We start from the raw sequence: 23607 nt of genomic DNA, 5'->3' as shown, positions 1-23607 counted from the left end.
GAGATATGGCTGACGACGCATTCGGCCGGATGGTACTGGACTTTCATCGCGACGACCTCGCCGAGCAACCCTGCTACCGCCGCGATGACGACGATTTGACCGAAGCACATCTTTCGGGCTACTTCGAGCCGCCATCGGCGTGGCATCCCACCGAGCGGGACCTGTTCTCGACGGTGAGAGGCCGCGTCCTCGACACCGGCTGTGGCGTCGGCCGACACGCACTTGCGCTGCAGGAGCGCGGCCACAGCGTGCTGGCGGTCGACCGGAGTCCCGGGGCCGTCGCAGTCGCCCGCGAGCGCGGCGTCAAGCGTCCCGTGGTCGGCGACCTCCCACGACCGCCGGGTGACGGGTTTGAGACGGTCGTTGCGCTGGGCAAACAACTCGGCCTTGGCAGTTCGCTGGCCGACCTCCGGACGACGCTCACCGAACTGGCGTCGGTGACGCGGCCCGGTGGCTGTCTCGTCGCCGACATGGACACGCTCGACCGAGCAGACCCGGAGACCGACGCGTCCCACCACGTCCAGCCCGGTGTCGCTTACCGGACTTTCCGTGTCGAGTACGACGGGCTGGCCGGCCCGTGGACCGACCTGCTACTGGTCGCGCCGTCACGGTTCCGTGCCGCAGTCAGCGAGACGCCGTGGACCGTGGACGCGCTCGTCGGGACCGAAACCGACGGGTCGATGTACGGCGCTCGGCTGTCGCTGCCGGGACAGTGAAATAGTAACTCCACGAGCGGCAGGAATCAGCGTGTGTACGTGTCGATGCGCTCGATATCGTCCCCAGCGAACGTGAACACATCGACGAAGCCAACGATACGCTCACCGTCGGCATCGAGCAGGCGGCCGCGGGCGACGACCGCTGCCGTCGACGCGTCGTCGCCGTCAGCCGGCTCAACCGCGCTGTCTTCCTGGCGACAGTAGAGGCCGTCGAGCGGATGCGTGGTGTCTGTCTGGGGCCGTTCCTCGCGCATGAACTGTACGAACCGGTCCCGGCCCTCGATGCTCCGGTCAGGGCGGTCGTGAACGAACGACGGGGCGAGCAGCGATGCCAACTGGTCGTAGTCGTCATCGTCAATGGCGTCGTAGTAGGCCCGTGTCCGCTGCAGAAGGGCAGGTCGCGTCACGGGTCTGATTCGGGTTCCGCAGGCGTGTTTCTATCGCTCTCCGCGTCGGATTGCTCGCCGTCTGTCTCCGGGTCAGAACCGTCATCTGGCCCGGATTCGGCCGCAGATTCGCTCGTGTCGCCGCCGTCACCGTCGGCCATTGGGTCGGCCAGATCCAGTTCGACTGTGTCGTCAGTCTCCGTCTCAGAGGCGGTAGCGGCGTCCGATGACGCGTCAGGGGTCGACTGCTCGCCGTCCGACGCATCCTGTGTCGAGGTGTCGTCGTCCACGCTGGCGACCGTGTCGGGCGGCGCTTCGACCATCGCGGTCGGCTCTTCCAGCGGGTCGGTCGGCTCGGTCTCGGCTTCGCTGGCGGCCAGTTCGGCCTGAATCTCCTCGATATCGGTGTCGTCGACATCCGAAATCTCACCCTCGCCGTCAGGCGTTGACGCTGATTCCGGCGGCGAGTCGTCGGCCGGCGATGCAGCAGATTCCGCCGCTGTCGACTGATCCGAGGGAGCAGGCGTTTCGTTGGGCGAGGTCGCCGGGTCCGTCGCCTTCTCAGCTGTCCCCGCCGTCGTCCCCTCTGCTGATTCTGCCGTCGCCCCGTCAGCTGCGTCTCGCATTTCGTCGGCTGTATCGGCTGCTTCAGGCGACGGCGTCGACTCAAGCGTAGACTCGGTAGCCGGTGATGCCGTCTCCGCCAGTTCGCTGTCTGTCCGTTCGACTTCCGCGTCGATATCCACGTCGAGCGATGTATCCACAGCTGTCTCGTCCTGTGTGAGGAACGCCGGCCGGTCGTCGTCCGCGTCCTTTTCCAGCGTCGCCAGATCTGGTGGCCACGGACCGTCGGGGTCGGGTGGTTCCTCGTAGCCGCGGGCGGCTTCAAGTGGCCGCTCGGCGTCGTCCCGAAGTTGCTGGCCCTCCGCTCCGTTCCCGCTAGAGTAGGCGCGGGCGGCCTGTGTAAGCCAGTCGCTGGCCTGCCACAGCGAGTTCGCCTTTGTCTTTGTGTCCTCGTAGATCGGTTTCAGGGACTCGTCGTCGACGAACCGGACAGCGGTGTCGAAGTGATCTTCGGCGTCGGCGAACTCCTCACGTGCCTGCTGGAAGTCGCCCTGTGCGACCATCCACTCCGAGTCGCGGAAGGCCGCCATCGCCGACGTGAACGCGCGCCGTCCCTCAGTGTAGTGGGCGTGGCCGACACGGTAGCGGGCGAACGCGGTGTCGTCGCCACCGGTGTCGGCGATAGCGTCCTTGATTTCTCCGACACGAGGGAGTTGCTGGAGGTCGTCGGTACTCCAGGCGTACTGCACGTCGCCGTCGTGGTCGATGACGACGACAGCGCGCTCGATGAGTTGCTGACCAATATCGTCGATAAAGTCGAGTCCGTACTCGCGGGCGACATCGTGGTCAGTGTCGGACAGGAGCGGGACTTTCAGGCCGTAGCGGTCGGCGAAGGCCCGGTGGCTATACACCGAATCCGGGCTGATGCCCAAGATAGTTACGTCCTTCTGCATCGTAAAGAGGTCGAGTTCGTCCAGATCACAGGACGTGTCGTCACAGGCCGGATTGAAATCCGCCGGATAGAACGCAAGGATGACTACGTCCTCGCCGAGATAGTCGGATAGCTCGACTCGCTGGCAGTCGCCATCGACGAGCGCCGGCAGTTCGAACAGTGGTGCCGCCGTCCCCTCTGAAAGCACACGTTGTACAACCAATCCTGGCTATAACAGTGTTTGCACAGTGTCACTGAACGAGTCGCTTTTATTCGCCAGTGTAGTAGCGCTCCTGTGGAACTGCACGTCCGGTACGAGGGTGACGACGACCCCGATAAATGTAGCGCGCGGAAACTGGCCCGGATGGACGAGGCCGAACTCCACCGCGCGACGCGGTCGACGCCGCCCGGCATCGTGCTCAACCCCTTCGCCGAGCAGGCGCTGTCCCCAGCGGACCGACCGACCCCCGGCGATGGCGCTCGTCACAGCCGACTGGTCGCGCTCGATTGCTCATGGGAGACTGCCGAACGGGAAGCGTTCGACCTCGAAGGGGTGCACCGCTCGCTCCCGTTCCTCGTCGCCGGCAATCCGGTCAACTACGGAACGGCCTTTCAGCTCAATACCGTCGAAGCCTTCGCCGGTGCGCTCGCCATTCTCGGGGAGCGCGACCACGCCGAGCGAATTCTCTCGACATTCTCCTGGGGCCACACGTTTCTGGAACTGAACGAGGAACCACTGGAACGGTACGCGAACTGCGAGGATTCGAGCGACATCATCGACGTACAGGACGACTACCTCGCCGAGGAGTAGTCACTGGGGCGTTGCTGGCTTTTCGAGGAGCGGCGCATCACAGTGTGGGCAGGCTCGTCGCGCGTGTGCCTCCAGTACGTCGTCGATGCGTTCTCCGCAGGCTTGGCATCGCATGACAATAGTTAGTATCCGTACAATAATGTAGCTTCGGCTTCATTTCTAAGGCCGCTTACGAGAAGCCGGTCCCGATGCCGGTCGGTGCATCAGGTGGGGTGAGCGGGCTCGTCGGCAGGTCCGCGTCGGGGTCGGGGTCGTTGTACCCCCCAGGCGCAACGTCGTTCGGCCCGTCGGGGTAACACAGCGACGCCAGCGCCTGAATGTGGTCCCGGCCGACGCCGAGTTCGAACTGGCCGCCGCCGTACAGGTCGATGCCGTGTTCCTCGCAGTAGTCGATGGCCGCAAGCACCGACTCGACGGTCCCGCAACGGGACGGCTTCATGTTGAGCCATGACGGCTCGAACGGCAGCGCCTCGATGCTCTCGACGCCGGTGATGGGTACGTCCCAGGTGACGCGTGCTTCTTGCCCGTCGAAAACCGGCCGCGTCGCGTCGGTCAGGTCGGGATCCTCGACCAGCGCGTCCGGGAGGCCGTCGACGACACGGCGGTAGAACTCGGGGTCGGCCTCGACATCGACGTCCGTCCCCTCGTACAGCCCTTTCAGGTCCAGCACTCGAACGTCGTAGTCCGCCAGCTCGTCGACAAGGGCGTCACTCCAAGACGGCGTCGGGTCGAGTTTGAACGAAAGGTCGCCGTAGCGCTCACACAGCATCGCCAGTCTGTCGGCCGTCGGCGGCATGTCGTCGTTCGCGTTCGAGAGCCGCGTCGAGACGACGAAGTTCACTGGGTCGTACTGCCGGCCGAGTGCCGTCCCGAGGTCCGTGTCGGCCTGTTTCAGCGCGAGGTCAAGCGCCGCGCTTTCGAATCCCCAGCGGCGGTAGTGACGGAACCGCTCCTCGTCGGGGGGTTCGGGCCACAGGTCGGCCGCTTCCAGCGCCGCCGAAAACGAATCGACGGTGTACTCACCGGCCAGCGGGGAGTCCTCGCCCGGCAACGCATCGCTGTCCTGTAGCGCGTCGTGGGCCTCGGCGGTGTACGTCACGTCCTCGCCACTGCCGGTCTCGCCCGCACCGGAGAGGTGGATGACCGTCGTCACTCGGTCGAATCCGCTGGAGGTCGCCCGCTCACGGCGCTCGAACGCACAGCTCTCGACAGTGACCGGAAGGTCTGCGACCTGGTCGTACATACTCCGGCTTCGCCGTTCGGGCATCTAAAGCCGGCGACGACTGGCAGTGTCTCCCTGTCTTTCAATGTCGTTCCACGCTGAATCGGTCCCGGGCCGAAACTCAAAGCTTAAACGCGCGCACCGGGAATGACCGCGCATGGCTAGCTTCGAGACAGCGTCCGACCGACTCCTCAACAAGCAGATCTGCATGCGGTGTAACGCTCGGAACCCAGAGCGCGCCCAACAGTGCCGGAAGTGCGGCTACGGTAACCTGCGTCCGAAGGCGAAAGAGACTCGCAGCGCCTGATTTTCGGGTCAGTTGCCGCCGGCATCCGGTGGCAGTTCGTCACCAATCCACTACTGCCCAGTGGGTTCTTTGTCCGCTGACTGGCGGTCGAGCGTTGCCATCCGAACCGACGCGTGTGAGACGATGAGTTCCAGCAGCTTCCGGTCTTCTTCGCCGACAGTCGTCTCGTCCGTCGTGACCGAGATGACAACTGTCGTCGTGCCCTCGTCGTCCAGAACCACCGCCGACACACAATCGGTGACTACCTCGGGGATGTCGACGGGGAACGGGCGGTCGTGAACGGTGACCGCGCCCTGTTCCTGTGTCTCGACTTCCTGCGCGAACTCGGCGACGACATCAACCGGGACGGTCCGAACCGTGTTCGCGAGCGCCACCGCATCGCCGTCCCTGAGCCGGATGACGGCCGTCTCCTCCATGCCAGTCATCGTGCCGAAGGCCTCAACGACGAAGGCGGCGACACCGTCGACGCTGGGGGCGCTGGCGATGGCGCGTCCGTAGTTGTTCACGTCGGCCGCCTTCCCGGCGAAAGCCTCGACGCGGTCGCGTTCGGCCGCCAGTTCGCGGAGCCGGTTGCGGCTCCGGGCGTCGTACAGGCCGACCAGAACGCCCGCCAGCGCACCGACGGTAACGAGGTCCACCGTCAGGTACGACGCTCGGGCAAGTGAGCCAGAAGTCACACGCTGGCTGAACAACAGGAGCGCCGCCACGGCAGCGAACGTCACGGTTCCGCCGGCGGCCCACGCGGCCACTCGGGATGTGGCCCCCTCGAATGCCGTGTCACGGGCGAGCCAGACGCCCGCGTACGCTACCGCGAGGCCCATCGCCGCAAAGGGGAGCGCATCGACCGCGACCGCCACCGGAATCCGGGTCTGCTGGACCGCGTGGAGCACCTGCATAGCGGCCAGCACGACGCCGGAGAGCGCCAGGGCCGTCCCCGTCAGAAGTCGCTGGTTCATAGCGTCGAATATCGGCCCTATCACTAGAGCGTTGCGCCGGTTTCGAGTGGTCAGTCGTCGGGATACTTCGGCTCACGGCGCTCGGCCCGTTCGAGGGCGCGCTCAACGACCTCGCGAACGTCGCCGTGGAAGACGCCACCGTGACCCGAATACATGTGTTCGACGCCTGCCGGCATCCGGTCGAGAATGCGCTCGATGCTCTCGATGAGGCGCTCGCGGGACTGGCCGGGGCGGTCCGTGCGACCGAAAGAGCCGTCGTCGAACGCGCCGTCGTCGTGGACGACCACATCACCGGAGAACAGGGCCGACTCGGAGACGAGCGAGACGTGGTCGTCGGCGTGGCCCGGCGTGTACACGACCTCACACTCCTCATCGCCGACGGTGAGCGTGTCGCCGTCAGCGAGTTTGTGGTCTCGGCGGGGATGGGAGCCGTAGGCGTACAGCGGCGCGTCGAAGGCGTCGAGGACGGCATCGAGTCGCTGGACGTGGTCGCCGTGCTGGTGGGTCAACACGACAGCGTCGAGCGTGTCAGTATGCTCGCGGATGACATCGACGACGCCACGCATCGCGCCGGCGTCGATCAGGGTCGTCTGCTCGCCGATGGCGAGATAGGCGTTGCAGGTGAATGTCTCGGCTTCGGCGGTGACGTTGTGAACGTCCATACACGAAGCCTGTGGCGCGGCCCGCTTGAGTGTACTGTCCCGACCGCCAGTCGCTACAGACGCTTCCGAGAGTGAGACCGAAGAACGTCGTGTTAACGCGCTAACACGCTGGAGTCGGCGAGTGATTTTTTACTATGAACGTCATAGTTGTACACGTACCATGGGGTTCGGGAGCTACGACGAATCGGAACAAGACAATCAGGAGTACGACACAGACTTCGAGGACGAAGACGGCCTCGATGCTGAAGAAAACGCCCACGAGGGCGACATCGAGTACGAGTTCACCGCGTCGAACGACGAACTACTCGACAGACTGGAAGACATCAAAGACAACCAGAACACGTGAAAGCAGGGGCACGGGCCCTCGGCGTGGCGGAGTCGTACCGAGCGGAAACCAGTCAGTTCGCTGGCGCTGTCGTTCGCGCCAGTAGAGTGGCCGACGGCTTTGTTTTCAGTACTGCCACGGTCGGCGGGAGCGACGCAACCGAGACAGTGTGTGCGATGGTCGACCGACTGGACCGCGAGGACATCCGCTACCTGCTGGTGGCGGGTCTCGCACCGGCATGGTTCAACGTCCTCGACCTCCAGCGAATTCACGACCACACCGACCTGCCGGTCCTCTCGATCACCTTCGAGTCCTCGCCGGGGCTCGAAGGGGCCATCCGCGAGGCGTTCGACGACCCCGATACCGTACAGGACCGACTGGCGACCTACCGTGCCCAGCCGGAGCGCCGACCGGTGTCGGTGAACGACGAGACAGTGTACGTTCGGAGTGTCGGTATCGACGACAGCGCCGCCGCAGATGTCGTCCAGGCGTTCACGCCGGAGGGCGGCCGTCCGGAACCACTCCGAGTCGCCCGACTGGCGGCGCGAGGACTGGTCGAGATGGAGTGAGTCAGGTGCGGTAGCGACCGCCCGGCGACGGATGACACAGTCCACCAAGATAGTCGAACAAGCCGGAGTCCCCTCTGTCAGGAGCCACAGCTAGAGTTATTTATTGCTAAGTTAGATCTGCGGCCCGAAAGCATCTCGCTAGCTATTACTGCCTCATCATTGCCTACAGTTAGTAATAGCTAAACGTATACTGATTAGCTGGCACTGTGTTTGTATGCGTACAATGGCAGAGAGCAAGACGCAGGCGAGGAATGCTGTAGAGCCCGCAGAAACGAACGAACAGACGAACATCGACAGTAGCGTAACCCGGTACGAAGGCGACCAGCCGACAGAACACAGCGTGTACGGCAAGCGCCAGCAGGACAGCCAGCTCCTGTTCTTTGATGGGCAGGTTCCGGACGCGGACACGGCTCGCAACGGCGATGTGCAGGAACAGACACTGGCCGCGCTCGATCAGATTCGTGCGATGGCTGCCGACTCCGGTCTCGAACCGCGGGACCTGCTGCGGACGACAGTGTACCTCACGGAGATGGACCAGCTACCAGCGGTCAAGCAGGCGTACGCGGCGTTTTTCGACGGACAGCGACCGTCACGAAGCGTTGTCGGCGTTGCAAGCCTGCCGAACGACGCGACGGTGCAGATCGAAGCAACCGGTGTAAAGCGGTAATCGCGGCCAGCATCTGCGGTCGAATGCCTGCCGGCGGACCGCTGCGTTTGAGAGTCCCCGGTGCAAACGACGGTGCATGGAGCAGATGGACGGCCTCAATGTCGTTGGCTGTGAGCGCTGTGACGACCTCTGTGGCTCGCGCTCGCGCATCGTCAACGGCGTCGGGCCCGCGGACGCGGACCTGCTGTTCGTCGGGGAGGCCCCCGGCGCGAACGAGGACGAACAGGGCGAGCCGTTCGTCGGGCGGAGCGGCGACGTGCTCGATGATGGGTTACGCGATGCCGGCCTCGACCGCGGCGACGTACGCATCACGAACTGCGTGCGCTGTCGCCCGCCGGACAACCGCGACCCGCGAACAGGCGAACTCACGAACTGCCGCGACTATCTGGAGACGGAAATCGACCGTGTTGACCCCGAAGTCGTCGTGACGCTCGGGAAAGTGCCGGCCGAGCACCTGCTAGAGCGTGATGTCGCCGTGACCGGCGAAGCGGGCGACGTGTTCGACGTGGCTATCGCCGGCCAGCCGCGTCGCGTTCTCGTCTCCGTCCACCCGGCGGCGACGCTGTACGATCCGAGCCAGAAAGAGACGTTCAAGGCCGCACTGACGACTGCCGCAGAGTTTACCGACGCCCAGAGCGGTCAGTCGCGACTCGGCGAGTTTTAAAATAGTCGGATAGTGCGCTCGAAAGCGCTAGTTCGCTGCGATATCCATCGCTTCTGCTCTGGTATCGACCAGTGAAATGTCAACACCCGGAATCTCGCCGACCTGACTCTTGAGCGCCATTTTCTTGATCCCCTCGGAGACGATGACCCAGTTCGTGATACCGAACTCCTTGCCCGCCTCAGCGGCCTCCTGTGCTCGCGTGAATACGTCGTCGTTCAGTGACGCCTCCATCTGGAGATTTGAGATGTGCGTGTCGACCGCCGGCTGTGAGGCGAGTTCCTCAAACCGTTCATTGACTTTCGCGAACGTCTCGTCTGTCATCTCCATTTCTTCGGGAAATTCAGCGATGAGAACGTTACCGTCGACGTACAGGACTTCTGTAAGATCAATCATTAGCGGCTGTATGCGGTAGGTGAATAAAACTGGGCTGGTCCATTCTCATTTTTGATACCCTCAGGACAGGGCGTGTGAACGCAATCGGGACCACATGCCTGACAATGGCTGTGCCGAAGGCTTGTTCGAACAGGAACTCACTTACCCCCCGTTCGCCTACGAAAAAGTATGAGTGTCAGACAGACGACCGCGGACGTGGTCGTCGTCGATTACGGACTGGGGAACCTCCGGAGCGTCACGCGCGGGCTCGAACGCGCCGGCGCAGACGTGTCGCTCTCGGAGGACCCCGCAGAGTTCGACGCGGCCGACGGCATCGTCCTGCCCGGCGTCGGAGCCTTCTCCGAAGGGATGGACAACGCCGGCCCGTTCCGCGAGGCGCTGGTCGAGCAGGTGGAGGCCGGCAAGCCGCTGTTCGGGATCTGTCTCGGGATGCAGATGCTCCTGACGACGAGCGAGGAGGCCGACCACGAAGGGCAGGGTGACGCTGAGGGGCTGGACCTCATTCCGGGCAAGAACGTCCGGTTCAGCCGCGACCAGACCGTGCCACACATGGGCTGGAACGAGCTTGACGTGACGCGGGACCACCCGCTTGTGGAGGGCATCGACGGCGAACACGCTTATTTCGTCCACTCCTACTACGCCGTTCCTGACGACGAGAGCGCGACGGTGGCGACGACGGACTACGGGACGGACTTTGCCTCGATTGTCGCCAACGACGCCGGCAACGTCTTTGGCACGCAGTTCCACCCGGAGAAGTCGGGCGAGACGGGGCTGCGCATCCTCCGGAACTACGTCGACTACTGTCTCGACCACTGAGTTCTCGACTCGGAATTCGTATGTCTACAGGGGATTCTGTCGTCCTGCTCACCGGGGCAGCGTCTGGTATCGGAGCGGCGACGGCGCAGGCGTTCGCCGACGACGGCTGGACGGTCTACGCGACGGACATCGAAAGCGCGTTTCCCGACGACCTCCGCGATCGCTGTCGGTGTCTCGAACTCGACGTGACCGACAGCGAGCAGGTCGAGGCTGTCGTTGACCACATCATCGAGGAAGCGGGACGACTCGACTGTCTGGTGAACAACGCCGGCTACGGAGTCGCCGGCCCGGTCGAGGACGTTTCGCCCGACGCCGCCCGCGAGCAGTTCGACGTGCTGGTCCACGGCCCACACCGACTCGCACAGGCAGTGCTCCCCGAGCTGCGCGAACATGGCGGGCTCATCATCACCGTCTCTAGCGTGCTGGGCCACACCGCCTCACCCGGACTCGGCGCGTATTCGGCCGGCAAAGCCGCCGTCGAGTCGCTGACCGACGCACTACGGATAGAGGTGGCCGGCGCGGACGACATCCACGTCTCGCTCGTCGAACCGGCGTGGGTCGAGACGTGGTTTGCCGACGGCGCGCTGGGGAACCTACGTGCCGAGGCCCGGACACCGACCTACGACGGAACGTACGACGCGCTGGAGGACGGCTGGGTTCTCACCGGTGGGCCGCTGGCGACGACGCCGGAGACCGTCGCCGCGACGGTGCTTGCCGCGGCGACCGACGACCCGCCGAAGGCCCGCTATCCGGTCGGCGCGTTCGCTACATTCGTCCGATGGACCCACTGGCTCCCGGCGCGGTTGCAGGACCCGATTCACCGCGGGTTCGGTCGAGCGAGCGCGTTTCTGGGGCGGTGGCTGCGGTGACAAAACTGTCTGACTGCGACCGGGTTCGGCTGTCGACCGGCCACAAGGTGACGCTCCCACTTGTCACCGAGGCGACGGCCGCCGGGGCGGTGCTCCCGGCACGATACGACGTTGCCGAGTCGCTGCTGCCCAACGGGCTGACGCCGGTTCGGGCAACGGCCCGACGGGCCGCAGTCGTGCTCCTCGCCGTCGAATACCACCGTATCGGCGACGATGCGATGACGCCCTACGACGAGTTCGCGGTGATAGTCGCGGCGACACCGGACGGGCAGCGGCCACCGCTGCTTCCACTGTTGACACGCAATGTCGGCGGCTACATCTGGTCGCTCCCGGTGACAACCGAACCCGCTCGCGCCCTCGGCGATGAGATCTGGGGCTATCCGAAGACAGTCGCCGACATCACCCACCACGACGACGAGACCCGTCGCGAGACGACGGTCGTCGAGAACGGCGACCGCGTGGCGACAGTCGGCATCGACTGGCCCCGAACCTGGGAGCGCCGGGAGAGCATCGAGAGTTACGCAGTTCGAGAGGGACGACTGGAACGAACACCGATCGAGTTCCGGGGGAAACTGGGGGCCGCACCGCTGAGCGGGCGCGTCCACGTTGACCTGGGCGACCACGAGCGGGCCGACACGCTCTGGTCGCTCGACCTCGGCTCCCGGTCAGTACTCCGGTTCTCGCTGGAAGGGCGGATCACGTACGGGGCTGGGCGGCCGGTAGAGCGGTAGCGGGACGATGCAGTAGCAAGTCAGTGCAGTAACGAAGTAGCAGGAGAGACGATAGCAGAGCGCTACAGAAACTGTGGCACGAGCATACTGCGCGCCGACGGCGCGCGGTTTCACGCGAATCGCGGAGCGATTCGCGCGTTTTTCGCCCACGTTTTTACCGCGAGAGGTGAGCGCGTAGCGCTCACCCGAGCGGGAAAAAGGTGGGTCTACAGAAACTCCCGGACCTCAGAGTACCACATATCGTGCTCGTCGACGGCGTCGATAGCCTCGGCGATGTGAACGGCGATAGCGTGCCAGCAGAGCTGGTCGGGGTCCTCGGCATCGAGGTTGTACTCGCTGTCGGCGCAAGTACAGCCGCCGTCCTCAACGATGTACTCGTCGTCGTGGCCGACGACAACCGTGAAATCACGGTACTGCTTGACGCGGCTCTCGCCGACGGCCTCGATAGCCTGGTGGCCGCGGTCATCGTGGACGGCGACGATAGCCGACACTGCATCGGGGGTCAGCTCACCGGCGGCTTCGAGGTCGGCCACCCACTCCTCGACATCAGTCACATCCGTGCTACGGAAAGGGGTGACAAAACGGCGTCGGCTTCAGCAGCCAGATTCCAGCTGGCTCGCCACCGGCGGCGAGAAGTTATCAATGCTTGTACTGTGCCCAGAAACATAAACACGGAGTACAAATTTATTCCGGCATGAACCTCGACCTCCCGTGGCTGGCGCTGGGCTCATTTGCCTCGGGATTCGGGTCGCTGTATCTGCTGGCCCAGCTCCGGGCACACTGGGACAAGCCCGGCGCGCAGTGGTTCGTGGCGACCATCGTCACGCAGACGGTCTGGTGTTTCAGCTACGGCGCGGCGCTGCTGGTGTTCGACCCGACACTGCGCCTCGCCCTGGAGATGGTGTCCTGGCTGGGCATCATCTGGATCGGCTTCTGTTTTCTCTCGTTCGCGCTGGGATACACAGGTCGGACGAACGTCCTCGAAAGTGGCTGGTACCGTGGCGTGGCGGTGCTACCGCTCGTCGAAACGGCGCTCGTCGTCACAAACCCACTCCATACTGTGGTCTGGCAAGGCTTCCGGGTCGTACCGGCTGCCGGCAGCGCGGGGGCCGACTACGCCGTCTTGCCGGTGGGGCTGCTCACGATCATCGTCGCAATGCTGTTCGTTAGCTTCGGGACCCTATTGGTGTTCGATACGGTCGTCAGCTACGGCCCACTGTACCGGCGTGAGGCGCTGGCGGTCGGCCTGAGTCCGATACCGCCCGGAGCCGCGGTGTTGCTGTGGGCCGGCGGTATCGGGCCGGTTCCAGCGGTGAATCTGACGACGCTCCTGTTCCTGCCCCACGTCGGGCTGGATCTGTACGCGTTCGTCCGGAGCGATATGTTCGAGTTCCACCCGGCGACCCGGCGAGCCGGCGAGCGAGCAGCCATCCACGACATCGCCACGCCCGTCGCCATCGTCGACGAACAGGGCCGGGTCGTGAACCTCAACCCCGCCGCCGAGGGGATGCTCGCCATCGACAAGTACGAAGCACTGACGGAGCCGCTGAACGACTTTCTGGGCGACGACGATATCGCGACCGACGGCGGGAGTTCACGGGTGTCTATCGAGGCCGGTGGTCGACATCGCGAGTTCAAAGTCCGGCAGACAGCGCTCCGCGACGAGACGGGCACGCAACTGGGGTACACTGTTGTCTTCCAAGACATCACTGAAGAGATTCGCCGCGAGCGCCGTCTCGAAGTACTCAATCGCTTTCTCAGACACAACGTCCGCAACGAGAGCGTCGTCATCCAGGCCCGGGCGGAACTGCTGGCGACGGAACTCGACGGCGACCACGCCGACTACGCGGCAACCATCGAGCAGTCTGTCAGTCGTCTGGTCGACTCCGGCCAGAAGGCCCGGACCCTCGCCGAAGCGGGTGCTGGCGACGCAGCCCTCGAATCCGTCGCATTGGCTGACCTCGCCGCCGGAGTCGTCGAAACTGTCCGCGACGAGTACGATGGCTCGGTCGCCGTGGAGATACCCGATGACCTCCAACTGACGACCCAGCCCGCCCTGCTGGAAATCTTGCTTACCAATCTCGTCGAGAACGCTCTTCAGCACGTGCCGGCTGCCACCGTCACTGTCAGCGCCACAACAGAGGGCGACGAGGTTGTGCTGACCGTCAGCGACAACGGCCCCGGGGTACCCGAACACGAACTCGGCGTGCTGGAGCGGGGCCGCGAGACGGACCTGAACCACGGCAGCGGCGTCGGCCTCTGGCTCGTCCGCTGGACCGCGACAACGCTTGAGGGCGACCTCGACTTCGACACGAACGACGGGACGACGGTGAGCGTTCGATTGCCCAAGGGTCGGACGGCCGCCGAAGCAGGGTGAGTGTGGCAGTCACAGAGACGGCCTTCCGGCCGAACTGAGTGCGATTACACCAGCAACATCGGGTGGGACTTTCTGGCTGTTCACAGCAGTCTGAAAGACAGCAGACCCAACGAGCAGGTTCGAACGACTTAACGGCGCCCGCGCGGACCGGTGAGTATGCGCGTCAGTGAGGGCCGGGTGACGATCACGGTGCCGGAACAGCCGGAGGCGGGGAAGGGTGCGGACGTGTTCTTTAACCCCGTACAGGAGCTGAACCGAGACATCACCGTGGCGGCGCTACGGGCCTACCGAGAGCGAACCCCCCGCGTGTCGACGTATCTGGACGCCACCGCCGCCAGCGGCATCCGCGGCGTCCGCGCGGCGGCCAACGACTGGGAGACGACGCTGTGTGACATCGACGACGACGCGACGGCGCTGTGTGAACAGAACCTCGAACGCAACGACCTCGCGGCCTCAGTCCGGCGGTCGGACGCGAACGTACTCATGCACTCCGAGGCGTTCGACGTGGTCGACGTGGACCCCTTCGGCACGCCGATTCCCTTCGCTGACGCGGCGGTGCAGGGAACCAAGCACCTCCTCTGTGTGACGGCCACCGACACCGCGCCGCTGTGTGGGGCGCACTTCGAGAGCGGCGTCCGCTCGTATGGCGCGGTGCCGCGAAACACCGAATTCCACGCAGAGATGGGGATGCGCGTCCTCCTGTCAGCGATGATCCGGACGGCGGCCCGCTACGACATCGCCGCCCGGCCGATTCTCAGCCACGCGACCAAGCACTACGCCCGGACCTATCTAGAGTTCGACCACGGCGCAAAAGTCGCCAACGACTGCATCGACGAACTCGGCTACGTCCACCACTGCCAGCACTGCCTCTGGCGCGACCACGACTACGGTCTCATCGCCGACCCGCCCGAGGACTGTCCGGTCTGTGACGAGCACCTCCAGACTGCCGGGCCCATCTGGCTCGGTCGGACCTGTGACCCCGAGTTCGTCAGCGCCGTTTCAGAGCAGGTGACCGAAGAGATGGGCACCGCCGACGAAGCCAAAGAACTGCTTGCGACGCTCAGCGACGAAATCGACACGCCGACCCACTACGACCAGCACCGCCTCTGCAAGCGCTGGGGGCGCGGCGCGGAAGCCATGGACGAGTTCATCGAGAAGCTCCGCGACGCCGGCTACGAGGCCTCCCGAACGCACTATGGCGGCACGACGTTCAAGACGGACGCCGACGTGGTGGAAATCCGCGAAGCGACGGCGGAGTAGCGAATCCGAGAGTCGTAGGCGGTATCGAGGATTGCGACAAGAGTGTGAATCGAACTGATTCTTACCGCCCGTTCGCCCGACCGACGCTTTCTCGAACCGCGGAGACGAGGTCGTAGCCCAGCAGGTACACCGGGCGCAGGAAGTAGTTCGCCATCCCCGCGAGCCCGAGCAGCCCGCCGATGGCCTGGACCTCGCCGGGTGTGGCCGACAGGCGAACGAGCAGCGGTAGAGCCGTAACGAGCGGCGCGAGCCACAGCGACTGGACGACGCCGTCCATATTGACACCGGCGACGGAACCGAATCGGTTCTCGTCCGGACGGACGGCGTACAGCACAGCCGTCAGTACCAGCAGGCCCACGACAATCGGCAGGGACGCGCCGACCCCGGCGACGCCAAAGCCGATAGCCAGCGCGGCCGCGACGAGCAACAGGATCGTCACCTGCATCGTCCCGTGCCGGATGGCCGCTTCCGTATCCATATCCGGTCGTTGCAGCGGCGCTGTATAAACCCTGTGAGGGCGGCTCCCCTTTCTTAACATCTTTCGGGTTCGACCGCAAAGCAGTGGCGAACACGTGCCCTCCACGTACAATCCGGTCCGTGGCGTCCTGCTGCTCGTCGGCAGCCTGCTCGCGCGGTTCGGCCTCGTCGAGCGCGAGCGGGTCCGCCGGGCGACGGACCTGTCCTGGCCCCGCATCGTCACCGGACTCGCGCGGATGTCGAAGTCGACGGTCGACGTGGCGATGGTCGGGCTAGCGCTCGGACCGACCGCCATCGCCGGCGTCGGCTTCGCCGCGCCGTTCTGGGAACTGGTGTTCGCGCTGGGCGGCGGCGTCGCCGGCGGGACTATCGGCATGGTGTCACAGCGCTACGGTGCCGACGCCGGCGAGGAACTGGCGGTAACCGTCACGACCAGCGCCGCTGTCGTGCTGGGGCTGACACTCCCGCTGGCGGCAGCGTACTGGGTCGTCCCCGGACTGCTCGTCGACCTTGTCGGAACGGGGTCCGAAGCCGTCGGATACGGGGTCCAGTACCTGCGTATCGTCGCCCTCGGTGTCCCCTTCGCCGCACTGAACCTCATCGGGAGCCGGACGCTCGTGGGGGCCGACGACGCCTGGACGCCGATGCTGTTGCGGGCCGGCGGCGGGGTCGTTAACATCGCGTTGAACGCCGTCTTCATCTTCGGGTTCGGCCTCGGCGTCGTTGGTGCGGCGCTGGGCACAGTCATTGCGAACGTGCTAGTCACGGTCGGGTTCGCCGTTGGGTTGGCTCGCGGTGGCCTGCCGATAATCGGCGCGTTCCCGGTTCGGATTCCGGTGTCGCGGCCGTTCCTGGACCGGAGACTGGGCCGAGACCTCGCGAAAACCGGGACCCCGCTCGTGGGAGCCAACCTCGCACGGACCGGGGCGCAGTTCCCCCGGCTGTTCATCGTCGGCCTGTTCGGGCCCGGCGTCGTCTCGGCGTACGTCGTGGCGCTTCGCGTCCGGGCGCTGCTTGACACACCGAACTGGGGGCTGAGCCTCGCATCGAGCAGCCTCGTCGGGCAGGCACTCGGCGACGGCGACGAGGGTGAGGCAACCGTCTGGGCGGAGACGGTTCTCCGGCTGAGTATTGGTGTGTACATCGTCGTCGCAGCGACGCTGCTCCCGTTCTCGCGGGGCATCGCCCGTCTGTTCGTTTCGGACCCCACAGTCCTCCCGCTGGTGACGGTGTTCGTCGCCGTCGCGTGTGCCAGTGTTGTGTTCCGTGGCGTTGACGGCGGCTCAGTCGGGCCACTCCGTGCCAGCGGCGACACGCGCTGGCCGTTTTACTCACAGCTGGCCGGGATGTACCTGTTTGCCCTCCCGCTGGCGTATCTCGGCTACGTCACACCGCTCGGAAAGGTCGCGCTGTACGCCTCACTCGTCGTCGAGACGGCGGTTCCCGCAGCGGTGACCTACTATCGATTCCGCTCAGGGGTGTGGCGGGTCGTGAGCCGGTCGTACCGGCCCGACGCGGCGCTCGACGACTGAGATGGCGTCGATGGCCGACTGACATCAGCCAGTCGACAGTATATTTGTGGCTCCACCCTGAGATGCCCGCGTGGACCGCACACGCGCTGTCTCCGTCGGTCGGGCTGTCATCCGTACCGTTCAGGAGGAAGAGGTCTCCTTTCTCGCCGCTGGCATCGCCTACTATATGTTCGTCTCGCTCCTGCCGCTGCTGTTGCTGACGCTGGTCGTCGGCACACTGGCGGGCGGAGAAGCCTTCGCCGAACGGATCGTGACGGCGGCGGGGGACGTGCTCACACCGGCAGCGTCGACGCTGCTCGAAGACGCGCTGACCAGCGGGGCCGGCCGCGGTGGTGCGACTGTGCTCGGCGTCGGCGTGACGCTGTGGAGCGCGCTCAAGGTGTTTCGCGGGCTGGATACGGCCTTCAGTCGCGTCTACGGGACGGACGGCCCCGACTCGATTGTCGGCGAAGTCATCGACGGGCTGGCTGCGCTGGGTGGCATCGGTATCGCACTGGTCGGGCTCGGTATCATCGGCGCGTTCGGGACGGTACTCGGCGTGCAGGTCGCGCTCGGCGGGCTCGCGCTCGTTCCCGTGCTGGCAGTCGCCTTCCTCCCGCTGTACTACCTCTTTCCCGATCAGGATATCACACTGCGGGAGGCCGTTCCAGGCGCGGTGTTTGCCGGTGCCGGGTGGACGTTACTCGGAACAGGATTCAACGTTTATGCGGCGCAGGCCGATTCCTATCAAGTGTATGGCGTCATCGGTGGAGTCCTGTTGCTCGTGACGTGGTTTTACTTCGCCGGACAGGTGCTCCTCGTGGGGGCAGCGGTCAACGCGGCGCTCGCGGACCGGCAACTACAACAGGTATCGCGCCGACGGTCCGGCAAAGCGATGAGTGAGGACGCTGACGAGACCGACACGCCCCCGCCAGCCGGAACCGGGCCGACCGGACGAGACACTGATACGCTGACAGATGAGGAACTACAGGAACTCCGCGAGGAGTTCGAGTCGTTCCGCGAGGACATCGAGGGCCGGACGCTCCACCGTGACGAGGTGCGGTCGGACCTCAAGCAGTACGTCCGCCGCCGGATGCGCCGCGGCCACGCCCGCCAGTGGGGCCCCTACATCGTCTTGCTGTACGGCACGATCATGACCCTTGGCGCGTTCTACTATCTGGAGGGGCTCTATGCTGTGCTGGCGATGCTGGTCATCTGGCTGTCAACGCTGGGCCTCTATGCGATCATGATTGCGGTCGGTGTGACCCTTACTGCCACCGGCCTCCCCGGACGGCTCGTCGACCGCGTGCGTGACTGGCGACAGTGATACGGGGTGTCGGGGTCACCGAGGTGCTGTCAGCGCTGCCCGGCGCGGTCGTCGTGCTGTTCGCGCTGATCACCCAGCTGGGAGATTTCTGGTTCACGTTTCTGGCCTGTGGCCTGCTGTACTGGCTCGGCCCGTGGACGCCGAAATTTGGGCAGGACCTCACTCGCGACCGGACGGTAATGCTGGTAGCGCTACTCGCCGTCGGTGTCGCGCTCGTCGTGTCACTGAAGGGCGTGTTCGCGCTGCCGCGGCCACCCGGGGCGGGCACAGCCACCCACGCCGAACTGCTCCCGGCGGCGCTACGGGGTGCCTACGAGTCGATGGCGACCGGAGAGGGGTTCGGCTTCCCGAGCGGCCACGCCACCCTTTCGCTGCTCGTCTGGGGCGGCATCGCGTGGGCGCTCCGGGTCGGCACGCGTCGACAGCGCACCGCTGTCGCCGCGACAATCATTGCCCTCATCGGGCTCTCCCGACTAGTACTTGGCGTCCACTACCTCGCCGATATCGTTGCGGGCTTTGCCATCGCCGGGACAGCCCTCGCACTCGCCCTCGGCGCGCTCAAAACGCCCGAGCGGGTGTTTGGCCTCGCGGCCGTCATCGCCGTGGCGGGGCTGCTCGTCACCGGCGTCTCCCGTAATTCGGCCGGCGCGCTGGGTGTCGCTGTCGCGGGTGCCGTGGTCTGGTCGCTACTGGGAGATGCGATCCCGGAGCCGACCCGGCACGGTGTCGGCATCACAGCGCTGCTGGGCGTTGTCTCGGTCGGAACGTTGCTCGGCGTGACGTTCGGGTTAGATCCGACGCCGGGCGTCGTCACGGTGCTTGCGGGGCTTGGGACTGGAGCGCTGCTAACGCTACCGCTGGCCGGTGAGCGCCTCGCAGAAAAATACTGAATAGGGAGCCGTTTAGAACTTCTCGAGGTAGCGGTCGAGTTCCCAGTCGGAGACGTCGACAAGGTACTCCTTGTGCTCCTGCATTTTGGCCTCAACGAAGTTCTCGTAGACGTGCTCGCCGAGTGCGTCCTGAATCACTTCGTCGTTTTCGAGCGCCTCGACGGCTTCGCCGAGGTTCGATGGGAGCGTGGTGATGCCGTACTCCTCGCGTTTCTCTTCGTCGAAGTCGTAGATGTTCTCGCGGACAGGGTCGTCGCACTCGAGATCCTGTTCGACGCCGTCGAGACCGGCGTGGATGAGTGCGGCGAAGGCGAGGTACGGGTTACACGACGGGTCGGGGAAGCGAGCCTCGATACGGCTTGCGGCCGGGGTGCGGGCGGCCGGCTTGCGGATGAGCGCCGAGCGGTTACGGTCGGACCAGGCGACGTAGACAGGCGCCTCATAGCCCGGGACCAGACGCTTGTAGGAGTTCACGGTCGGGTTCGAGACGGCCGTGATAGCCGGTGCGTGCTTGAGGATACCGGCGGTGAAGCTCTTTGCCGTCTCGGAGAGGTTGAACTCGTCGTCCTCGTCGTGGAACGCGTTCTCGCCGTCCTCGGTGAACAGCGACAGGTGCGTGTGCATCCCGGAGCCGTTGATCTTCGGGATAGGTTTCGGCATGAACGTCGCGTGCAGGTCGTGTTCGGCCGCGATGGCGCGGACGACGGAGCGGAAGGTCGCGACGTTGTCGGCCGTCGAGAGCGCGTCGTCGTAGGTGAAGTTGATCTCGTGCTGACCCTGAGCGACCTCGTGGTGGGAGGCTTCGATGTCGAAGCCCATGTCTTCGAGGCCGTAGATGATGTCACGGCGCACGTCGGAAGCGAGGTCCTTCGGCGCGAGGTCAAAGTAGCCACCGGCGTCGTTGGTCTTTGTCGTCGCACGACCCTCTTCGTCTTCCTCGAACAGGAAGAACTCGGGCTCGGGCGCGGCGTTGACCGTATAGCCCATGTCGTTTGCGCGCTCAATCGCACGCTTCAGGACGCCACGCGGGTCGCCGGAGAACGGCTCGCCGGTCGAGGTGTCGATGACATCACAGATGAGACGGGCACTGGAACCGCCTTCGACGTTTTCTCTCCACGGGAGCACGGAGAACGTCGAGGGGTCCGGGTCCAGACGCATGTCGGACTCCTGAATCCGGACGAAGCCATTGATCGAGGAGCCGTCGAAGTAAATTCCTTCTGTGAACGCTTTCTCTGCCTGGTCGGCTGTGATCGAGACGTTCTTGATCGTGCCGAGGATGTCGGTAAACTGGAGCCGAAGGAAGTCGACGTTCTTCTCGTCGATTTCGTCGAGTACCTCCTGTGCCGCCTCTGAAAGTTCGCTTGTCATCTTTGGACACCCGATAGGAGCGGTGCTACTACTAAAACCCTGCTGATTTGCGCAAAGGTTTCGACGCTTTCGCTTACATTTGGACATTCGTAAAATTCTAATCCCTGGGGGGCGTCCCCCGATGTAATGACGTACGAAAATCTCGACCGTGAGCTAGTGAATGCCCTGCTGGGCGATGGCCGTGCCAGCCTCCGAAGCCTTGGAGAGGACCTCGACGTGTCGGTAACGACCGTCTCAAACCACCTCTCCGATCTTGAAGACGAGGGGATCATCAACGGGTACACCCCCAAAGTCGATTACGACAAGCTCGGCTACGACGTGACGGCAATCATCCAGCTCAAGGTGGAGGGGTCGTCGCTCCCGGCAGTCACCGAAGACCTCAAAGAACACAAGCAGATGATTTCAGTGTACGAGGTCACCGGCGACTACGATATCATCGCGGTCGGGAAGTTCACCGACACCGACGGCATGAACGCCCAGATAAAGGAACTACTGACCGACCCTGACATCAGGGAGTCGAACACCTCCGTCGTACTCAACGCCGCAAGCGAACACGAGCAGTTCGACCTTGATCTGATAGAGTAGCGACCGGCCCTTCTGCCGTCGTTCCGAACACTCCCAGAGCGACGGCTCCCACGAGTCTGTACCTGATTTAGCAGACCACTCGAACCCACCTGCAGACGGTACCGACGAATACTTGACTGACCAGTCAGTTAGTTACACGTAATGGACGACGGCGACACGGCTGACGATATTATGGATGCGACCTACCGGGCGCTGTGCACGCACGGCTACGCGGATCTAACGATGCAGGACATCGCTGATGAGTCGGACAAGAGCAAGGCTGCCCTCCACTACCACTACGACAGCAAACACGACCTCCTCTGTGCGTTCCTCGAATACCTCTATGACGGGTTCGTCGACCGGATCGAGGACCCCGCCGGCGAGACCCCACACGAGCGCCTGCTTTCGCTCATCGATTCCGTGCTAGACAAGCCAGACGACGGGAGCGAGGAGTTCGGGACGGCGATTCTCGAAATCCGGGCCCACGCGCCCTACGAACCTGGCTTTCGCGAGCGGCTCACAAAGTTCGACGATTACCTCGTCGACGAGCTCGAAGTGATTCTCGAAGACGGTATCGCTGATGGGACATTCAAATCCGACCTCGATGCTGAGGAGACCGCCCAGTTCATCGTCACCGTGCTGACCGGAGCGGCGACCGAGCGTGTCACGACCGGACGCCCGGTCAAGTGTACCAGACGGATGCTCACCGAGTACGTCGAGACACACCTTCTGGACGGACAGCAGGAGGTCACAGCGTGAGCATCCGGCAAAAGCTAGGCCGTCTGGGCGCTCTGGTCGGGAACCTGTTCAAGGGGCAGGAGGAACTGGACCTGACAAGCGGCGACATCGGCAAACCGCTACTGTTTCTCTCCTTTCCCATCGTCATCACAAACCTGCTACAGGTGGCGTACAATCTGGCCGACACGTTCTGGCTAGGCCAGTACTCCACAACAGCGCTTGCGGCGATCTCCTTTGCCTTCCCAATGATCTTCCTGCTCATCTCGCTCGGCATGGGGCTATCGGTGGCGGGCAGCGTACTGGTCGCCCAGCACACCGGGGCCGAGGAGCACCGCGAGGCTGAGTACGCCGCCTCCCAGACTGTGACGTTCGCGCTACTGGCCTCCGTACTGCTCGGCGCGACTGGCTACTTCTTCGTTGAGGACTTCCTGTCGCTGCTGGGCGCATCCAGCGAGGTACTACCGGGCGCAACAGGCTACCTACAGGTCGTCTCGCTCGGGCTGACGGCGATGTTCGGTTTCTTCGTGTTCATCTCGTTGATGCGCGGGGCCGGTGACACCATCACGCCGATGCTGGTGATGTTCGGGACTGTCGTACTGAACATCGTCATCGACCCGTTCCTCATCTTCGGCTGGTGGGTGTTCCCCGAGATGGGCGTGGTCGGTGCGGCCGTCGCGACCATCTTCTCGCGTGGCGTCGCGCTGGTCGTCGGCATCGGTATCCTGCTGTCGGGCCGGCGCGGCGTGCGGATTCATCTCGGCGATATGGCGCCTGATCTAGAGTACCTCCGGAAACTGCTCAAGCTGGGTATCCCGGCCTCCGTTGAAGGCACTGGACGCGCCGTGTCGGTCAACGCTATGCTGTTCATCGTCGGGACGTTCTCCGTGACCATCGTGGCAGCCTTCGGTGTCGGCATCCGCGTGTTCTCGCTGGTGTTCATGCCGGCCATCGCGATGGACCGCGGCGTCGAGACGATGACTGGCCAGAACCTCGGTGCCGAGCGGCCTGACCGCGCAGCGACGGCGAACCACTTCGCCGCAAAAGTCTCGTTTGCCATCCTCACCGTCCTCGGCGTGGTCACTATCTTCGCCGCACCAACCGTCGTGAGCGTGTTCAGCGACGACCCCGAAGTCGTCCGGATCGGGGCTGAGTTCCTCCAGTGGGTTGCCCCGACCTTCGGCTTCATCGGAATCGTTCGGGCCTATTCCGGCGGGTTCCGTGGGGCTGGCAAGACACTCACCGCAGCGGCGCTGGCGGTGACCATGCTGGGAATTATCCGCCTGCCAGTCGCCTGGGTCGCCTCCCGCCCGGTCGCGGTCCCAGCGTGGCTTGGCCCGCAGGTCGTCGACCTCTTCGCGTACTCGCTGGCTGAACAGGGTATCTGGCTAGCCTTCGCCGTCTCGAACGTCCTCGCGGCCGGCCTCGCAGCGGCCTGGTTCCTCCGGGGAACGTGGCGCGAGGCCGACCCCCGGAGCAACAGCGAGCCAGCCGTCGCCGACGACTGAC

At 64.5% G+C, this 23607-nt stretch carries 27 protein-coding genes; 18 read left to right on the top strand and 9 right to left on the bottom strand.

All coding sequences use genetic code 11. The features are described from left to right. Positions 1-5: 5 nt before the first annotated feature. Positions 6-716 (top strand): class I SAM-dependent methyltransferase, encoded by a 711-nt coding sequence (locus RBH20_RS15455; protein WP_306710171.1) that lies wholly within the window; start codon positions 6-8, stop codon positions 714-716. Between the two features lie 26 nt (positions 717-742). Here RBH20_RS15455 and RBH20_RS15450 read toward each other — a convergent pair whose 3' ends face one another. Together RBH20_RS15450 and RBH20_RS15445 are read right to left on the bottom strand one after the other, a co-directional pair. Further along, on the bottom strand, positions 743-1123 hold the full coding sequence (locus RBH20_RS15450) for a nuclear transport factor 2 family protein (protein ID WP_306710169.1): 381 nt from the start codon (positions 1121-1123) through the stop codon (positions 743-745). Next, positions 1120-2805 (bottom strand): redoxin domain-containing protein, encoded by a 1686-nt coding sequence (locus tag RBH20_RS15445; protein WP_306710167.1) that lies wholly within the window; start codon positions 2803-2805, stop codon positions 1120-1122. Before RBH20_RS15445 ends, RBH20_RS15450 begins: the two co-directional genes overlap by 4 nt. Before the next feature lie 87 nt (positions 2806-2892). Here RBH20_RS15445 and RBH20_RS15440 point away from each other — a divergent pair, with 87 nt between their 5' ends. After that, positions 2893-3408 (top strand): DUF367 family protein, encoded by a 516-nt coding sequence (locus RBH20_RS15440; RefSeq protein WP_306710165.1) that lies wholly within the window; start codon positions 2893-2895, stop codon positions 3406-3408. A gap of 169 nt (positions 3409-3577) precedes the next feature. On the opposite strand, the gene RBH20_RS15435 is transcribed toward RBH20_RS15440, so the two are convergent. Next, complete coding sequence (locus RBH20_RS15435) at positions 3578-4651, bottom strand: hypothetical protein (RefSeq protein ID WP_306710164.1); 1074 nt, start codon at positions 4649-4651, stop codon at positions 3578-3580. A 136-nt stretch (positions 4652-4787) separates the two neighbouring features. Here RBH20_RS15435 and RBH20_RS15430 point away from each other — a divergent pair, with 136 nt between their 5' ends. Further along, positions 4788-4937, top strand: coding sequence for a 50S ribosomal protein L40e (locus tag RBH20_RS15430; protein WP_004515982.1), 150 nt, complete (start codon positions 4788-4790; stop codon positions 4935-4937). A 50-nt stretch (positions 4938-4987) separates the two neighbouring features. Here the strand turns inward: RBH20_RS15430 and RBH20_RS15425 are convergent, their stop codons facing one another. Both RBH20_RS15425 and RBH20_RS15420 read right to left on the bottom strand, forming a co-directional pair. After that, positions 4988-5893: a hypothetical protein gene (locus RBH20_RS15425; RefSeq protein ID WP_306710162.1), complete on the bottom strand. Its 906-nt coding sequence runs from the start codon at positions 5891-5893 to the stop codon at positions 4988-4990. Between the two features lie 50 nt (positions 5894-5943). Then, complete coding sequence (locus RBH20_RS15420) at positions 5944-6555, bottom strand: MBL fold metallo-hydrolase (protein WP_306710160.1); 612 nt, start codon at positions 6553-6555, stop codon at positions 5944-5946. Between the two features lie 160 nt (positions 6556-6715). On the opposite strand from RBH20_RS15420, the gene RBH20_RS15415 reads away from it, so the two are divergent. The 4 genes from RBH20_RS15415 to RBH20_RS15400 all read left to right on the top strand — a co-directional run bounded on the left by RBH20_RS15415 (position 6716) and on the right by RBH20_RS15400 (position 8780). After that, positions 6716-6901 carry a DUF5786 family protein gene (locus RBH20_RS15415; RefSeq protein WP_004515979.1) on the top strand — a complete coding sequence of 62 codons (186 nt, stop codon included), beginning with the start codon at positions 6716-6718 and terminating at the stop codon, positions 6899-6901. Next, positions 6898-7449: a DUF99 family protein gene (locus RBH20_RS15410; protein ID WP_306710155.1), complete on the top strand. Its 552-nt coding sequence runs from the start codon at positions 6898-6900 to the stop codon at positions 7447-7449. Before RBH20_RS15415 ends, RBH20_RS15410 begins: the two co-directional genes overlap by 4 nt. A 223-nt stretch (positions 7450-7672) precedes the next feature. Continuing rightward, positions 7673-8116 carry a RidA family protein gene (locus RBH20_RS15405; RefSeq protein ID WP_306710152.1) on the top strand — a complete coding sequence of 148 codons (444 nt, stop codon included), beginning with the start codon at positions 7673-7675 and terminating at the stop codon, positions 8114-8116. A gap of 76 nt (positions 8117-8192) precedes the next feature. After that, positions 8193-8780 (top strand): uracil-DNA glycosylase family protein, encoded by a 588-nt coding sequence (locus RBH20_RS15400; RefSeq protein WP_306710150.1) that lies wholly within the window; start codon positions 8193-8195, stop codon positions 8778-8780. 27 nt (positions 8781-8807) lie between these two features. Here the strand turns inward: RBH20_RS15400 and RBH20_RS15395 are convergent, their stop codons facing one another. After that, on the bottom strand, positions 8808-9173 hold the full coding sequence (locus RBH20_RS15395) for a hypothetical protein (RefSeq protein ID WP_306710148.1): 366 nt from the start codon (positions 9171-9173) through the stop codon (positions 8808-8810). Between the two features lie 168 nt (positions 9174-9341). On the opposite strand from RBH20_RS15395, the gene hisH reads away from it, so the two are divergent. From hisH to RBH20_RS15380, 3 genes are read left to right on the top strand one after another with little or no spacing between them, the layout of a single operon-like run. Further along, entirely contained in the window at positions 9342-9989 is a 648-nt protein-coding gene (hisH, locus tag RBH20_RS15390) for an imidazole glycerol phosphate synthase subunit HisH (protein WP_306710146.1), read from the top strand. Between the two features lie 20 nt (positions 9990-10009). Continuing rightward, positions 10010-10858, top strand: coding sequence for an SDR family oxidoreductase (locus RBH20_RS15385; RefSeq protein ID WP_306710144.1), 849 nt, complete (start codon positions 10010-10012; stop codon positions 10856-10858). Then, complete coding sequence (locus RBH20_RS15380) at positions 10855-11589, top strand: acetoacetate decarboxylase family protein (protein WP_306710142.1); 735 nt, start codon at positions 10855-10857, stop codon at positions 11587-11589. The genes RBH20_RS15385 and RBH20_RS15380 overlap by 4 nt, the downstream gene beginning before the upstream one ends. A 206-nt stretch (positions 11590-11795) precedes the next feature. Here the strand turns inward: RBH20_RS15380 and RBH20_RS15375 are convergent, their stop codons facing one another. After that, the gene (locus RBH20_RS15375; RefSeq protein ID WP_306710140.1) at positions 11796-12143 is read right to left on the bottom strand and encodes a hypothetical protein; all 348 of its coding nucleotides are present in this window, start codon (positions 12141-12143) and stop codon (positions 11796-11798) included. A gap of 140 nt (positions 12144-12283) precedes the next feature. Here RBH20_RS15375 and RBH20_RS15370 point away from each other — a divergent pair, with 140 nt between their 5' ends. Then, complete coding sequence (locus tag RBH20_RS15370) at positions 12284-13966, top strand: histidine kinase N-terminal 7TM domain-containing protein (protein ID WP_306710138.1); 1683 nt, start codon at positions 12284-12286, stop codon at positions 13964-13966. 156 nt (positions 13967-14122) lie between these two features. Then, positions 14123-15226 carry a tRNA (guanine(26)-N(2))-dimethyltransferase gene (locus RBH20_RS15365; RefSeq protein ID WP_306710137.1) on the top strand — a complete coding sequence of 368 codons (1104 nt, stop codon included), beginning with the start codon at positions 14123-14125 and terminating at the stop codon, positions 15224-15226. Between the two features lie 61 nt (positions 15227-15287). On the opposite strand, the gene RBH20_RS15360 is transcribed toward RBH20_RS15365, so the two are convergent. After that, positions 15288-15704: a hypothetical protein gene (locus RBH20_RS15360; RefSeq protein ID WP_306710135.1), complete on the bottom strand. Its 417-nt coding sequence runs from the start codon at positions 15702-15704 to the stop codon at positions 15288-15290. Positions 15705-15798: 94 nt separating this feature from the next. On the opposite strand from RBH20_RS15360, the gene RBH20_RS15355 reads away from it, so the two are divergent. From RBH20_RS15355 to RBH20_RS15345, 3 genes are all read left to right on the top strand, one after another. Next, on the top strand, positions 15799-17235 hold the full coding sequence (locus tag RBH20_RS15355) for an MATE family efflux transporter (RefSeq protein ID WP_306710133.1): 1437 nt from the start codon (positions 15799-15801) through the stop codon (positions 17233-17235). 70 nt (positions 17236-17305) lie between these two features. Next, the gene (locus tag RBH20_RS15350) at positions 17306-18541 is read left to right on the top strand and encodes a YihY/virulence factor BrkB family protein (protein WP_306710131.1); all 1236 of its coding nucleotides are present in this window, start codon (positions 17306-17308) and stop codon (positions 18539-18541) included. Continuing rightward, positions 18538-19431, top strand: a complete 894-nt coding sequence (locus RBH20_RS15345) for a phosphatase PAP2 family protein (RefSeq protein ID WP_306710129.1) — start codon at positions 18538-18540, stop codon at positions 19429-19431. The genes RBH20_RS15350 and RBH20_RS15345 overlap by 4 nt, the downstream gene beginning before the upstream one ends. Before the next feature lie 12 nt (positions 19432-19443). Here the strand turns inward: RBH20_RS15345 and glnA are convergent, their stop codons facing one another. Next, a complete protein-coding gene (gene glnA / locus RBH20_RS15340; RefSeq protein ID WP_306710126.1) occupies positions 19444-20799 on the bottom strand; it encodes a type I glutamate--ammonia ligase in 1356 nt (451 codons plus the stop codon). Positions 20800-20925: 126 nt separating this feature from the next. On the opposite strand from glnA, the gene lrp reads away from it, so the two are divergent. The 3 genes from lrp to RBH20_RS15325 all read left to right on the top strand — a co-directional run bounded on the left by lrp (position 20926) and on the right by RBH20_RS15325 (position 23606). Continuing rightward, positions 20926-21384, top strand: a complete 459-nt coding sequence (lrp, locus tag RBH20_RS15335) for an HTH-type transcriptional regulator Lrp (RefSeq protein ID WP_306710124.1) — start codon at positions 20926-20928, stop codon at positions 21382-21384. A 141-nt stretch (positions 21385-21525) separates the two neighbouring features. Further along, positions 21526-22122, top strand: a complete 597-nt coding sequence (locus RBH20_RS15330) for a TetR/AcrR family transcriptional regulator (protein WP_306710122.1) — start codon at positions 21526-21528, stop codon at positions 22120-22122. After that, positions 22119-23606, top strand: a complete 1488-nt coding sequence (locus tag RBH20_RS15325) for an MATE family efflux transporter (RefSeq protein WP_306710120.1) — start codon at positions 22119-22121, stop codon at positions 23604-23606. Before RBH20_RS15330 ends, RBH20_RS15325 begins: the two co-directional genes overlap by 4 nt. Position 23607: the final 1 nt, after the last annotated feature.

Origin of the sequence: Haloarcula sp. H-GB4, from assembly GCF_030848575.1 — an archaeon.
Taxonomy (GTDB): domain Archaea; phylum Halobacteriota; class Halobacteria; order Halobacteriales; family Haloarculaceae; genus Haloarcula.
This window is presented reverse-complemented; position numbering and strand designations above follow the sequence as displayed.